The sequence below is a fragment of the Shinella curvata genome (genome assembly GCF_022899935.1).
In the GTDB taxonomy this organism is placed as follows: Bacteria; Pseudomonadota; Alphaproteobacteria; order Rhizobiales; family Rhizobiaceae; genus Shinella; species Shinella curvata.
In genome coordinates, this window is the sequence record NZ_JALJCJ010000005.1 from 23,350 (window position 1) to 37,476 (window position 14,127).

Annotated in this window: 13 protein-coding genes; all 13 read right to left on the reverse strand. The window is 62.5% G+C overall.

Going from position 1 to position 14,127, the window contains the following annotated elements; genetic code table 11:
- Positions 1–199 precede the first annotated feature (199 nt).
- Positions 200–835 carry a glycosyltransferase family 29 protein gene (locus MUU55_RS18235; protein ID WP_244762197.1) on the reverse strand — a complete coding sequence of 212 codons (636 nt, stop codon included), beginning with the start codon at positions 833–835 and terminating at the stop codon, positions 200–202.
- Positions 836–846: 11 nt separating this feature from the next.
- Positions 847–1,272 carry a lysozyme inhibitor LprI family protein gene (locus MUU55_RS18240; RefSeq protein ID WP_244762198.1) on the reverse strand — a complete coding sequence of 142 codons (426 nt, stop codon included), beginning with the start codon at positions 1,270–1,272 and terminating at the stop codon, positions 847–849.
- Positions 1,273–1,370: 98 nt separating this feature from the next.
- On the reverse strand, positions 1,371–1,625 hold the full coding sequence (locus MUU55_RS18245; protein ID WP_244762199.1) for a DUF1272 domain-containing protein: 255 nt from the start codon (positions 1,623–1,625) through the stop codon (positions 1,371–1,373).
- Positions 1,626–1,937: 312 nt separating this feature from the next.
- Positions 1,938–3,056 carry a branched-chain amino acid ABC transporter substrate-binding protein gene (locus MUU55_RS18250; protein ID WP_244762200.1) on the reverse strand — a complete coding sequence of 373 codons (1,119 nt, stop codon included), beginning with the start codon at positions 3,054–3,056 and terminating at the stop codon, positions 1,938–1,940.
- Between the two features lie 113 nt (positions 3,057–3,169).
- Positions 3,170–3,514 (reverse strand): DUF6867 family protein, encoded by a 345-nt coding sequence (locus MUU55_RS18255; RefSeq protein WP_244762201.1) that lies wholly within the window; start codon positions 3,512–3,514, stop codon positions 3,170–3,172.
- 22 nt (positions 3,515–3,536) lie between these two features.
- Positions 3,537–4,262: an ABC transporter ATP-binding protein gene (locus MUU55_RS18260; RefSeq protein WP_023517493.1), complete on the reverse strand. Its 726-nt coding sequence runs from the start codon at positions 4,260–4,262 to the stop codon at positions 3,537–3,539.
- Complete coding sequence (locus tag MUU55_RS18265) at positions 4,262–5,167, reverse strand: ABC transporter ATP-binding protein (protein WP_280519025.1); 906 nt, start codon at positions 5,165–5,167, stop codon at positions 4,262–4,264. The genes MUU55_RS18260 and MUU55_RS18265 overlap by 1 nt, the downstream gene beginning before the upstream one ends.
- On the reverse strand, positions 5,167–6,555 hold the full coding sequence (gene livM / locus MUU55_RS18270; RefSeq protein WP_244762203.1) for a high-affinity branched-chain amino acid ABC transporter permease LivM: 1,389 nt from the start codon (positions 6,553–6,555) through the stop codon (positions 5,167–5,169). Before livM ends, MUU55_RS18265 begins: the two co-directional genes overlap by 1 nt.
- A 3-nt stretch (positions 6,556–6,558) precedes the next feature.
- The gene (locus MUU55_RS18275) at positions 6,559–7,461 is read right to left on the reverse strand and encodes a branched-chain amino acid ABC transporter permease (RefSeq protein WP_244762204.1); all 903 of its coding nucleotides are present in this window, start codon (positions 7,459–7,461) and stop codon (positions 6,559–6,561) included.
- Positions 7,462–7,747: 286 nt separating this feature from the next.
- A complete protein-coding gene (locus MUU55_RS18280) occupies positions 7,748–10,174 on the reverse strand; it encodes a GcvT family protein (protein ID WP_244762205.1) in 2,427 nt (808 codons plus the stop codon).
- Between the two features lie 151 nt (positions 10,175–10,325).
- The gene (locus MUU55_RS18285; RefSeq protein ID WP_244762206.1) at positions 10,326–10,880 is read right to left on the reverse strand and encodes a sarcosine oxidase subunit gamma; all 555 of its coding nucleotides are present in this window, start codon (positions 10,878–10,880) and stop codon (positions 10,326–10,328) included.
- 10 nt (positions 10,881–10,890) lie between these two features.
- Positions 10,891–13,848 carry a sarcosine oxidase subunit alpha family protein gene (locus MUU55_RS18290; protein WP_244762207.1) on the reverse strand — a complete coding sequence of 986 codons (2,958 nt, stop codon included), beginning with the start codon at positions 13,846–13,848 and terminating at the stop codon, positions 10,891–10,893.
- A complete protein-coding gene (locus tag MUU55_RS18295) occupies positions 13,845–14,120 on the reverse strand; it encodes a sarcosine oxidase subunit delta (RefSeq protein ID WP_244762208.1) in 276 nt (91 codons plus the stop codon). Before MUU55_RS18295 ends, MUU55_RS18290 begins: the two co-directional genes overlap by 4 nt.
- Positions 14,121–14,127 lie beyond the last annotated feature (7 nt).

Below are 14,127 nucleotides of genomic sequence, written 5' to 3' on the forward strand. Positions count from 1 at the left end.
AACAAAAACAGAGCGTTTTCGCACATACGCAAGCGAAGACGCCCTGACCTACAGGAGACCTTACGGCATTTTCTTTCAGAGACGACTAAAGTATTCGATAGAAGTTTAACCGTCCCGTTTTGAGGCGCGGAGCAGGCAGCCGCGCAGCAGACCACCAGAAAATTCGGGTGCCGGCACGGGCTCTTGCACAGCGTCTGGGTCAGCGTGTCCCGGAGGCGGAGGAAAGCTCGAGGCGGTCAAGACGACCGGCGGCGACAAGTGCATCCACCCAGCGTCGCTCGGCGGCGAAGGGATGCCATTGCCATCCCTCATGGCCAAAGCCGGCAAGGGAAACACGGTCTCCCTGAGCGGCGACATTGGCGAGCACATGGGCGATGACGACCACCCCCGAACTCGGCACGACATAGGGCTGCGGGTCGAAGGCTGACAGTTCCGCATCGACGGTGCGCTGCATGTCCGCTGGTACAACGCGCAGCGACCGGCCGGTGACACGGGCGAAGGTTTCAAAGCCGATCGTGTAATCGTCACAGAAATCGTCGAGGTCGGGATGGCTTCTTGCAAGCGACGTGCGCATGGCGGCAAAGACCTCCGCGGTGCGCACACACCAGAACTCCTTCGCCTGCCGCACGGTCCTGCTCGCCTTCCAGCGACCACTGGCCAGCATCTCCAGCGCCGGACGACCTGTGTTGCAGGCCGCGATGACATCCGTCCTCCAGCCGCCCCGGCCGGCCGAGCGGCAACCATTGAAACGGATCACCAGGTCGGCGGAATCGATCGTTTCCGCCACCCCTTCCGGGATGAGGCCATTACCGACGATGACGATCCTGCGCGACACCGGTACGGCCCTCAATTTTCCTGCTCGTAACCCGCCTTCAGCTCGTCCGTCCGTTTGCGCGTCAGGTCGGCAAGGCAGCTGGATACGAGCAGCGGCTCCATCGACCCACCCCGCGCGCCAAACCCGGCGAATTCGCATTGGCCATCGCGATAACCGATCCAAGCGCGCTGGGCGCGCTTCAGTGCATCCACCGCACCGACATAGTTCTCGCCGAGGTCCCTGACGTCGTCGTCCGTTTCACGCGCAGCCGAAAGCGCTTTCTTGTAGGCGGCGTTCAGCGCGACGTCAGCGTCTTTATAGTCTCGGTCGGCGCAGATGTTCATCTCCATCTGCGTCATCGCATTCTCGCAGTCGATATCGGCTTCCTGCGCTGCGGAAACGGATGCGGACAGAAGGAATGCGGCAGCGGCCAGTTGGAGAAGAGCATGGATCGGCATGTCGGAGTTCCCTATCACTTTCTGTCGGAAGCCGGAGAGAGGCGCGCGGCAATACCCATCTCGTTGGTCGAGAACAGGGCCGGAGATCCGGTTCCCCTTCATGCGGCCTCCGCCGGCCCGCAGCCTCCGGCTTTCAGGATCCGCTTGGTGGGTGCAGGATACTTTGCCAGCATCGCGGCGGGCCGCACCGGCCGGCGCTCGAACGCACCACCGCAATTCGGGCAGGCCCCGTCGAGAACACCCGTCGCGCAGTCCGCGCAGAACGTGCATTCGAAGGTGCAGATCATCGCCTCCGGGCTTTCCGGCGGCAGGTCGCGGTCACAGCATTCGCAGTTGGGTCTGAGCTCAAGCATTTGATTTCACCGGTCGGTTCCGTGCACGGTCTTCAGCCTCGTTGGTATCGCACCTCGGAGGGTTCCTGACTTTCGGCAGACCGGCGTCTCTATGCAAGCGCGAAATGAGCGGGACGCGTTTTTTTCGAAGCGCTAGGTATCTTCAACGTGACAGGGCGGCGAGCCCGGCCTGTGCCTGGCGAATGCCGCGGCGCCGTCGTGCGAATGGTCAGAACTCGATCATCCGTCCAAAGAAAAAGCCCGGCACAAAGGCCGGGCTTGAAGCGGATCCGGTCGGGCGGCGTGCATGCGCCGCCCGTTCCGTAAAACCGATTACTGGTTTTCGACGTAGGTGTACTTGCCGTCGTCACCCTTCTTCCAGGTGTACATGACGTAGTCAGGGCGGGTGATGTCGCCCTTTTCGTCGAAGCCGAGTTCGCCGATGGCGGTCTTGAACGGACCCTTCGCCTTGATGGCTTCGGCAACGGCCTGCGGGTCTACGCCGCCGGCAGCCTTGGCGCCTTCAGCAATGACCTGAACGGCAGCATAGGAGTACAGAGTGTAGGCTTCCGGCTCGAAGCCCGCTGCGCGGAACTTCTCGACGAGTTCCTTTGCTGCTTCGTTCTTGCGCGGATCCGGAGCGAACGTCATCAGCGTGCCGTCGACGGCGTCGCCGGCGATCGAAGCCAGTTCGTTCGAAACGATGCCGTCACCCGACATGAAGGTCGCCTTCAGGCCCTGGTCGGCAGCCTGGCGTTCCATCAGGCCGAACTCGGTGTGAAGACCACCCCAGTAGACGACGGAAACGCCGGCTTCCTTCATCTTGGCGATGAGAGCCGAGAAGTCCTTGTCGCCGATGTTGACGCCTTCATAGAGCGACTCGGTGATGCCGGCTTCGTTCATTGCCTTCTTGGTTTCGTCGGCAAGGCCCTGGCCATACGGGGTCTTGTCGTGAATGACGGCAACCTTGGCGTCCTTGAAGTTGGCAGCGATGAAGGAGCCAGCTACGGCGCCCTGCTGGTCGTCACGGCCGCAGGTACGGAACGTGTTCCACAGGCCGCGTTCCGTGTAGGTCGGGTTCGTGGAAGCCGGCGTGATCTGCAGAATGCCGTTTTCAGCGTAGATTTCCGATGCCGGGATGGAAACGCCCGAGTTGAAGTGACCGACAACGAACTTCACGCCGTCAGCAACGAACTTGTTGGCAACCGAAACGCCCTGCTTCGGGTCGGAAACGTCGTCGCCGAGCACGATCTTGATCTGCTCGCCGTTGATACCACCGGCTGCGTTGATGTCGGCAGCAGCCTGCTCGGCACCCTTCTGCAGCTGCGCGCCGAAGGCGGCGTTCGGACCGGTGATCGGGCCACCGACGCCGATCAGGATGTCGGCCCAGGCGCTGCCGCTGAAAGCGACCATTGCAGCCAAAGCAACAGCCGACATGAGAGACTTCTTCATATTATTACTCCCAAATTTAAGAGCGGGTTCGTTTCGACCGGTCGCAACACCCGCATTCATTGCGCCGGTATCGTTATGCCGCGGCCGAAGGCCGGCCGCGGAGTTCCCTCTGGTTATTTCGACTTCCAGGAAAAGGCAGAGGCCTTTTCATAGAGCCAGTAGTAATTGTTGGTCATCTGCCGCGTGCGGTAGTAGCGGTAGCCGAGCGTAGCAAACAACAAAAGCACCACGGTGTCCACGATATAGTACTGCAACGTCAGCATGCTGCCGTGGAACAGCGCGTGGTGAACGAAGCGGATCGCTGCGCCCAGAAGAAGGACGTAGACGACCAGCGTGCTGTAGTTTTGCCAGTTCTCGGCGACGCTCTTGCCCGTGCGCCACGCGGTCCAGCCACCCATGATGACAGTGACGAACAGGAACTGCCAGACGGACGGTTCTTCGTAGAGAATTCCCTGCATTTTTCTTCTCCTCTCGACCGCCTTAGTGGCGTCCGCCTTCCAGGTAGGCGGCGCGCACTTCCGGATTGGCCAGAAGTTCCTTGCCGGAACCGCTCATCGTCACCTGACCGTTGACCATCACATAGGCCCGGTCGGAGAGTTTGAGCGCGGCGAATGCGTTCTGCTCGACGAGGAAGACGGTAAGGCCTTCCGTCTGGTTCAGCTTCTTGATCGCGTCGAAAATGCCCTTGACGATCAACGGTGCCAGACCGAGCGACGGTTCGTCGAGAAGCAGCAGCTTCGGGCGCGCCATCAGCGCGCGGCCGATGGAGAGCATCTGCTGCTCGCCACCCGAAAGCGTGCCGCCGCGCTGCGACTGGCGCTCCTTGAGCCGCGGAAAGAGCGTGAAGATCTTTTCCACGTCCTCGTTGAAGTATTTCAGATTGTCGAGGCTCGCACCCATCTGAAGATTTTCATACACGGTCATGCGCGGGAAGATGCGACGTCCCTCCGGCGACTGTGCGATGCGACGACGGGCGATAAGATGCGTCGGCAGACGGGTGATGTCCTCGCCGTCGAAGATGACGGAGCCGGTGCGGGCCTGCGGGCTACCGCAGACCGTCATCATGAGCGTCGACTTGCCGGCGCCGTTCGCGCCGATCAGCGAAACGATCTCGCCCTTCTTGACCTCGACATTGACGCCGGCGAGCGCGCGGATGTTGCCGTAATAGGTTTCCACGCCCTGGACGCTGAGAAGCGTATCGCTCATTAGTGCGTACCTCCCTGCGGGCCTTCGCTCTCAGCGATCACCTCGATTTCCTCGATCACCTCTTCGACCTCATCATCTTCAACACCGAGATAGGCCGCGATAACCTTCGGATCGTTCTTCACATGGTCCGGCGTGCCGTCGGAAATCTTCTGACCGTATTCGAGCACGACCACGTGATCGGAGATTTCCATGACGACCGACATGTCGTGCTCGATAAGCAGGATCGACGTGCCGCTGTCGTTGCGGATCGAGCGGAGCAGATCGTTGAGCGCCAGCGACTCACGCGGGTTGAGACCGGCGGCCGGTTCATCGAGGCACAGGAATTCCGGCCCGGTGCACATGGCGCGCGCGATTTCGAGACGCCGCTGGGCGCCATAGGGCAGATCGCCCGCCGGATCGTCGGCCCGCTCGATGAGGTTCGCCTTCTCCAGCCAGTACTTGGCGATATCGATCGATTCGGCTGCTGCCTTCTTGTAGGCGGGCATGCCGAGCAGGCCGAGAACCGTGTAGCCGGAAGCCTTCATCAGCGCGTTGTGCTGGGCGACGAGCAGGTTTTCCAGAACCGTCAGACCCGAGAACAGCCGGATGTTCTGGAAGGTACGCGCCACCTTGGCATCGCGATTGACCTCGAAATCGGTCATCCGCTCCAGCAGGAACTCCTTGCCGGCCTTCTGGCGCATGGTGATCATGCCCATGGTCGGCTTGTAGAAGCCGGTCACGCAGTTGAACACCGTGGTCTTGCCTGCGCCGTTCGGGCCGATCAGCGCGGTGATGTCGCCGCGATAGGCTTCGAAGGAGAGGTCGTTGATGGCCATCAGACCACCGAAGCGCATCGAGAGATGCTCGACTTTCAGGATGGGATCTTTCGTCATCGTATTCGTCGCTATCTTCGTCTCGGGCGCCATCAGCCGTGCCCTTCCTTGGTGAAGCTGCCGGAGACTGCCTTGCGCTCCCGAAGGAAGGCGGTCGGTTCACGGCTTCCGACGAAGCCGCGCGGCTTCCAGACCATGACGACGACCATGGCAAGGCCGAAGATCAGCATACGATAGAGTTCCGGCGTGAAGTCCGGACCGAAGACCGCCTTCAGGAAAGTCATCTCGCGCAGCAGTTCCGTGCCGCCGACCATGACCACGGCAGCAACTGCGATGCCTACGAGCGAGCCCATGCCGCCGAGAACCACGATGGCGAGGATGATCGCCGATTCCAGGAAGACAAAGCTTTCCGGCGACACGAAGCCCTGGCGCACGGCGAAGAACGAGCCGGCAAAGCCGCCGAACATCGCGCCGATGGAAAATGCCGTCAGCTTTGTCGTCACCGTGTTGATACCGAGCGAGCGGCAGGCGATTTCGTCTTCACGCAGCGCTTCCCAGGCGCGGCCGATCGGCATGCGGCGCAGGCGGATCGTCACATAGGCGGTGAGCAGGGCCAGCGCCAGGATGAGATAGAAGAGGAAGATCTTGTAGTAGGCCGACGACATCGGCAGGCCGAAGGCCTTGGCGAAGTTGTTCGGCGCGCTGACGTCGAAGGACCAGATGCCGAAGACCGATGCCTTCGGAATGCCCGAGACGCCGAAGGTGCCGCGGGTCACTTCCGTCCAGTTGATCAGCACGAGACGAATGATTTCCCCGAAGGCGAGCGTCACGATGGCGAGATAGTCGCCCTTCAGGCGCAGCACCGGAAAGCCGAGGATCATGCCCCAGAAGGCGGCGAGGATGCCGGCGAGCGGCAGCAGGAGCCAGAAGGAAAAGCCGAACTGCTGCGAGAGCAGCGCGTAGGAATAGGCGCCGACCGCATAGAAGGCGACATAGCCGAGGTCGAGCAGACCGGCGAGGCCGACGACGATGTTCAACCCCCAGGCCAGCATCACGTAGATCAGGATCTGGATGCCGAAGTTATCGACCCACTTCAGCGAGCCCTGCACGCCGAAGAGCATGACCATCAGCGGCGGATAGATCAGCAGTGCCGCAATGGCGATCTTGCTGAAATTGCGCTTGAAGAAGCTTTCTTCCGTGTCCACCGCCGTCTTCGACGCCGCAGCCTTGCGGGCAGCCATCGAGGGTTGAAAATAGGCGACAGTCAGGAAGCGTCCGACGGCCGCAATGATCACGAAGATCGCCAGCAGGCCCCAGCGCTGGTTCAGCACGAGCTCGTTGCGGATGTTCTGCGTGGTCTCGAGACCGACGAAGAGCACGAAGAGGCCGAGCGCGACGATACCGGCAAAAATGCCCTCGCGGAGAGCCCGCGCCGTCAGATTACCGCCGGCGCTCTCATTGGTGTTCGTAGTGATGGACATGGATCAAACCTTCTCGACTTCCGGTCGTCCGAGAATACCGGACGGCTTGAAGATCAGGACGATGGCGAGGATGGAGAACGTCGCGACGTCCTTGTAGTCGATGGTGAAGTAAGCGGACCACAGGCTCTCGATGAGGCCGATGAGCAGGCCGCCGAGAACAGCACCCGGAAGCGAGCCGATGCCGCCCAGAACCGCAGCCGTGAAGGCCTTGACGCCCGGAATGAAGCCATCGGTGAAGACGGTCACACCGTAATACATCAGGTACATGGTACCGGCGACGGCCGCGAGCGAGGCGCCCATGATGAAGGTCACGGAGATCGTCCGGTCGACATCGATGCCGAGCAGCGCCGCCATCTTGCGGTCCTGCTCGGTCGCCCGCTGGGCGCGGCCGAGAGAGGTCTTGTTGACGATGTACCAGAACACCGCAAGCAAAGTGACCGTCAGGAACATGATGATGAGCTGCTTCAGCGAGATCGCGATGCCGAAGACGTTATAGACCGAGGAGACCATCGGCGGGATCGGCTTGTTGCGCGGGCCCTGCGTCACCTGGATGAAGTTCGAAAGCGCGATCGACATGCCGATTGCGGTGATCAGCGGCGCCAGGCGGAAAGATCCGCGCAGCGGTCGGTAGGCCACCTTCTCGATCGTCCAGTTCCACAGCGATGCCGTCAGCATCGCCGCGGCGATCATGACCAGAAGCAGGATGACGACCGGAAGGCCGACGAACACGCTGGTCAGGACGAGGAAGGTGATGAGAGCGGCAAATCCACCCAGCATGAAGATATCGCCATGGGCGAAATTGATCATGCCGATGATGCCGTAAACCATGGTGTAGCCGATGGCTATCAGACCATAAATAGATCCAAGAGTCAGCCCGTTGACGAGCTGCTGGATGAAGTACTCCATATATAATCCCCCGGATGCGGTTCCCTGAGGGCCGCATCTCTTGTTCTTGTCGCTCATTTTTGAGCTTGTTTAGACAATGAGATTCCATACCGCTTTCGGTACAAAAGGGAAGCCCAAAATGCCCTGATCGACAAATTCTTTAGCAAGAAGCGTCAAATGACGTAATTAACGCCACTGAAACCAAAAAAACGGCAGGAAAACCGCCGCCCTTGTGCAAAATGATGCGCAAAAAGCGAAAACGGCGATGTCCCGATTTGGGACACCGCCGCCTCACGTTACGGGACAATCAGCCGCGCATTTTCGCACCTGAGGGATCGAACAGTGGTTCGGCATGAAGTCGCGCCGGCAACACGTCGCCGAGAAGCTCGATCGACCAGCCGGTCGCGACGTCCGCGATCTCCTTCGGCACATAGCCGACCGCGACCGAAAGACCGGCGGCGTGCGCGTAGCCGCCCGACGTCACCCAGCCACGCACCTCGCCGTCAAGATAGATCGGCTCGTCCCCGATGACATCCGCATCCTTCGCCTCGAGGATGAAGGTGCGCAGGCGGAGCGCGCCGCCCGTCTCGCGCTCCGCTTTGGCCGCTTCCTTGCCGATGAAATCAGCACCCTTGCGAAGGGCGACGAAACGCTCCAGTCCCGCCTCGACCGGCCCATAGAGCGGGCGATATTCGCGCGACCAGCTGCCATAGGATTTTTCGAGGCGCAGCGCATTCAAGGCACGGAGCCCGAAAAGGCGGATGCCGAATTCGGCGCCGGCTTCGAGGATGAGATCGTAGAGATAGCGCTGATATTGCGGCTTCATCCAGATTTCATAGCCGAGATCGCCGGTATAGCTGACACGCCCGACTATGGCCTGCGCCATGCCGAGATCCATGCGGCGCACATCCATGAAGGCAAAGGCCGACGTCGACAGATCCTGATGCGTCAGCTTTTGCAGCACGTCACGCGCCTTCGGGCCGGCAATAGCGAGGCCGACGAGCGAGAGGTTCAGCGCTTCGAGCGTCACGGAGCCGTCATCCGGCAGATGGCTCTCGAACCAGCGCATGTGATAATCTTCCGCAATGCCGGAGCCGATGAGCAGGAAGTCCCCCTCGCCGAGCTTGGCCAGCGTAAAATCGCCAATCAGCTTGCCATCATCCTTCAGCATGGGCGCGAGCGTCATGCGGCCGGTCGCCGGAATGCGGCAGGTCAGCAGCCGGTCGAGCCAGGCTTCCGCCCCCCTGCCCTTCACCGCATATTTCGCAAAACCCGACGTCTCCATCAGGCCGACGCTTTCACGTACCGCCTTGGCCTCCGCGCCGACCGTGTCGAAATCGGTCGAGCGGCGCCAGGAGAACTGATCCTCGACGCCCTCGGGCGCAAACCACAGCGGCGCCTCCAGACCATAGGACGCGCCGAAGACGGCACCGGCGGCCTTGAGCTTGTCATAGATCGGCGTGGTCAGCAGCGGACGTCCGCCCGGCAGCTCCTCGTTCGGATAGCGGATGGAGAAGCGGCGGGAATAGTTTTCGCGCACCTTGGCATTGGTGTAACCGAGCGTCGCAAAGTCGCCGTAGCGCGAGACATCCATGGCGAAGACGTCGAAGCCGGGATCGCCGTTGATCATCCAGTTGGCGAGCGCCAGCCCCACGCCGCCGCCCTGGCTGAAACCGGCCATGACCGCGCAGGCCGACCAGAAATTCGTCATGCCGCGCACCGGGCCGACAAGCGGATTGCCATCCGGCGAGAAGGTGAAGGGACCGTTGATGACCTTTTTGATGCCTGCCTTGTTGAAAGCCGGGAAGTGGCGGAAACCGACTTCCAGTTCCGGCGTGATGCGCTCGATGTCTTCTGCGAGCAGCTCGTGGCCGAAATCCCAGGGCGTGTTGAGCGGCGACCAGGGGCGGCAGGCCTTTTCATAGGTGCCCATCAGCATGCCGTTGCGCTCCTGGCGGAGATAGATTTCCCCGTCGAAGTCGACGCAGTGCATCAGCTCCTTGCCGCGCGTCTGGTTGAACTCGGTCACCTCCGGCATGTCCTCGGTGATGAGATACATGTGCTCCATGGCAAGGACCGGCAGTTCGAGACCGACCATGCGGCCGACCTCGCGCGCCCACAGGCCGCCGCAGTTGACGACATGCTCGGCGATGATCTCGCCCTTGTTGGTGATGACGCGCCAGCTGCCGTCCTCGCGCTGCACGAGGTCTTCCACCTTGGTGTGCAGATAGATGTCGGCGCCGTTCTTCTTGGCCGATTTCGCATAGGCATGGGTCGTGCCGTAGGGATCGAGATGGCCCTCGACGGGATCGAACACCGCGCCGACAAACTGGTCGGGATCGAGAAGCGGCATCAGGTCATGCGCTTCCTTCGGCGTCAGAAGATGCGCGTCGAGCCCCATGTAACGGCCCTTGGCGAGGATCGACTTCATCCAGTCGAACCGGTCCTTGGTCGAGGCCAGCATCATGCCTGAGGTCATGTGCAGGCCGATATCCTGCCCGGAATAATCCTGGATCTCCTTGTAGAGCTCCACCGTGTATTTCTGCAGCTTGGCGACGTTGGGATCGCCGTTGATCGTGTGCATGCCGCCGGCAGCATGCCAGGTCGAGCCGGAGGTCAGCTCCGAGCGCTCGACGAGCACGACATCGGTCCAGCCGAACTTGGTGAGGTGATACAGGACGGAACAGCCGACGACGCCGCCCCCGATGACGACGACCCTTGCATGGCTCTTCATGAAAAACTCCGGCTTGGCGGGTTGAAGGGAACTTCGTGCTGCAGACGAAGCGCAGCCTATTTTGTCCCCCGGAGGCCTCACAAGCCCGTGGTGCGAAACCTCATGTCGCTTTGTCGATTTTGAATGTCGGGCAGCGGCGCGCAGAGCACCGTCAGCGCGTCGCGAAATCCACCGACAGGTCGTGGCTGCGCGCCATCACCTTGAGATCATCGACCAGCGCCTCGGCGAAGCTGCGCATCACCACGAGGTCGAAACTCTCGTTACCAGTGCGGGCGAGGTTGACCGAAAGGTGGCTGCACAACACATTCGCCGCGCGTCCGATCGGGAAGGCATCGGCATGCAGATCGACCGCGATACCGTTTGCCAGAATGCGGGCGGCATCCCGCCCCGACAAGGTCAGCACGACACGGCCATGGCTCTGATCAACGACGAAGGCGAAATCGCCGAGCCGGACGGACAGCTCCGCGGCAAGCGTTTCCGGCGCATGCACCTCCGACAGGACGAGCCACTCGCCGGGGCCGGAGAAGCGCGCCTCGAACTCGCCGTTAGACACCAGAATGCCGGCGGCCTCAGCCGTCTGGCCGGGGGCAGCAAGCACCATGGCAACGGCCGTCATGCGATGAACGGAAAGGTGATTCGTTCGCTGCTCGGCAATTGCGCCAATCGTCCCGTCCAGCGCATGCACCGCCTGATACTCGTAAGCCATCGCCTCTACCTCACGCCATCAGCTTGGTGTTTTCGGGATCGACGAAAACGGGATCGCAGACCTCGGCGAAGGTCTCCACGCCACGCAACTGATCCCAGACCACGATCTTCTCGCCGTAGCGTTCACGGCCGGATTTCAGGAAGGCGAGCGCAATGTGACCGCCGAGCGTCGGCGAGAAACAGGTGGAGCTGACCCAGCCCTGATCGTTGATCGTCGAGGGCTTCGCGCCATCCTTCAGCAAGTGCGCGCCGGCCCGCATATCCTTTTCGACTTCCATAGACTTGAGGCCGACCAGGTGCATCCGGTCCGCCGCCGTCAGGCCGAAGCGGGTTGAGAGGCGCTTGCCAATGAAATCGGGTTTGCCCGAGCCCATCATGCGGCCGAGGCCGGCATCATCAGGCGTCACGCGGCCGTCGAGTTCGGCATGGGTGACATGGCCCTTTTCGAGGCGCAGCACGTTCAGCGTCTCCACGCCATAGGCGCAGATGCCGTGCGTCGCGCCGGCCCGCATGAGCGCATCGGCCACCGCCTCGCCATGTCCCGCCGGCACGGCCAGTTCATAGGCAAGCTCGCCCGAAAACGAGATGCGGAACAATCGAGCCTTGAGGTTGCCCTTCAGCCGCACCTCGCGCGCCGCCAGGAACGGGAAGGCCGCGCCAGAAATATCGTCCTCCACCACGGCCTGCAGGATCGTGCGCGCCTTAGGCCCGGCGATCGACATCTGCGCCCATTGGTCGGAGACGGAAAGGAAGCGCACGCGCAAGTCCGGCCAGAGCACCTGCGCGGCAAATTCCATATGCGAGAGCACGCCGCCGGCCATCGCCGTCGTCGTGGTGACGAGGAAATGCTGGTCGCCAAGCCGGCTCACGGTGCCGTCGTCATAGACCATGCCGTCCTCGCGCAGCATCAACCCGTAGCGGGCCTTGCCGACGGGCAGTTTCAGCACGGGGTTGCAGTAGAGCCGGTTGAGGAATTCCGCCGCATCCGGCCCGAACACCTCGATCTTGCCGAGCGTCGATACATCGCAGAGGCCGGCGTTTTCGCGCACGTTGCGCACTTCCCGATCGACGCTCTCGCGCCAGGTCTTCTCACCGGCCTTCGGGAACCAGGAGGAGCGATACCACAGCCCGGCATCGATGAAGACCGCGCCGTTGCGCGCCGCCCAGCCATGCAGCGGCGAGCGGCGGGTGGGCATGGCGTGTTCCCCGATTGAGGTGCCGGCGAGTGCCCCGAAGGAAACCGGCGTGTAGAACGGCCGGAATGTTGTGGTGCCCACGTCCGCGGGGCTCACCCCGCGCATGCCGGCGAGAATGCCGATGGCGTTGATATTGCCGAGCTTGCCCTGGTCCGTCGCCATGCCGCCCGTCGTGTAGCGCTTGGCGTGCTCGACATGGCCAAAACCCTCGCGCACGGCAAGGCCCAGATCCTTGGTGTGCACGTCGTTCTGGAAATCGACGAAGGCCTTGGATTTCGCACCCGGCACATGCCAGAGCGCCGTGAAGGACGGATCGGCTTCCTCGCCGATTGCGGTCCGCTCGAGACCGGCCGCCGGCCGGCCAAGCGCTTCCACAATGGCCGAAGCCTTGCGCGCGCCATCGTCAAAACATTCCGAGAGGCGATAGTGCCCCGCCGCAGCCCCCGCCATGACAAGCCCCGCGCCGACATCGGGCGCCATGAACGCCTGAAGCGCCTCTGACCACACCGGCTTGCCGCCGCGCTGGCAGGCGAGATGGATGACCGGGCTCCAGCCGCCCGACATGGCGACCGCATCACAGGCGATCAGCTCTTCGAAACCGCCACGATCGGCGACGACGGCGCGCACGCGGTAGCGGCCCTTCGTATCGACGATCGAGCTGCCGTGCAGCAGGCGAACACCGGTGGGCGCAACATCCCCGGATGCCATGCGGCTGTCGATCAGCGCCGCGATCTCGACGCCCTGCGCCGCCAGATCGCGCGCCGTGCGATAACCGGACGCACCATTGGTGAAAACGATGACCGACTTGCCGGCCGCGACACCGAATCGGTTGGCATAGGTGCTGACTGCGCTCGCCGTCAGGATACCCGGCCGGTCATTGCCGCCGAACACCAAAGGCCGCTCCTCCGCACCGGTCGCAAGGATCGCGTGTTTCGCCACGATGCGCCACATCCGCTCGACGGGCTTTGCAGCATCGACGACGGCGACATCTTTCTGGACCCGCTCGACTGCGCCGAAAACATTGTCGTCGTACCAGCCGAACACCGTGGTGCGCGGCAGGAGCGTGACATTGGGGCTGTTCTGCAATTCCTCGACCACGCGGCGGGCGAAGACATAGGTTGGCTCACCGCCGATGGGCGTCGTCTCCGAGAGCAGCGCGCCGCCGAGAACGAAATCCTGCTCGGCAAGGATGACACGCAGGCCCGAGCGGGCAGCAACGAGTGCTGCGGACAGACCCGTCGGACCGGAGCCTACGACGAGCAGGTCGCAATACGCCCAGCTTTTTTCGTAGCTGTCGGGATCACGCGGCAGGTCGGTACGGCCAAGGCCGGCGGCGCGGCGGATCAGCGGTTCATAGACCTTTTCCCAGAAGGCGGCCGGCCACATGAAGGTCTTGTAGTAGAACCCGGCCGAAAGGAACCGCGACATCAGATTGTTCACGGCACCGACGTCATAGGCAAGGCTCGGCCAGCGGTTCTGGCTGCGGGCCTCCAGGCCGTCATAGAGTTCGGCAACCGTCGCCTTGGTATTGGGATCGCGCCGCGCGCCGCTGCCAACCGTCACCAGCCCGTTCGGCTCGGAGGGGCCTGCGGTCACGACACCGCGCGGGCGATGATATTTGAAGCTGCGGGCAACGAGCAGCGTGTCATTGGCAAGCAAGGCCGACGCCAGCGTATCGCCGGCATGGCCCGTGAGGCTCTTGCCGTCGAAGGAGAAGCGGACGGCATGGCTGCGATCGACGAGACCGCCTGAGGCCAGACGATAGGCGGTCATCGTGCGCCCTCCCCGGCCTTGGCCGCATCGGTGACGCCGAACACCTCGTGGGTGAAATTGTCCCGCTCCACCACCAGCCAGCGCCGGCAGCCGGCGACATGCTGCCAGTGTTCGCGAATGCGGCCGCGCGGATTGGCGCGCAGGTGCGCATAATCGTGCCACGCCTCCTCGGCCGCCATCGGCGCCGGGCGAACGGGCGTGGCATCGCCGCGGATCAAAAACTCTTCCTTGGGTCGCGTGCCGCAATGCGGGCAGGAAATCAGGCTTGCCATGGTTCAG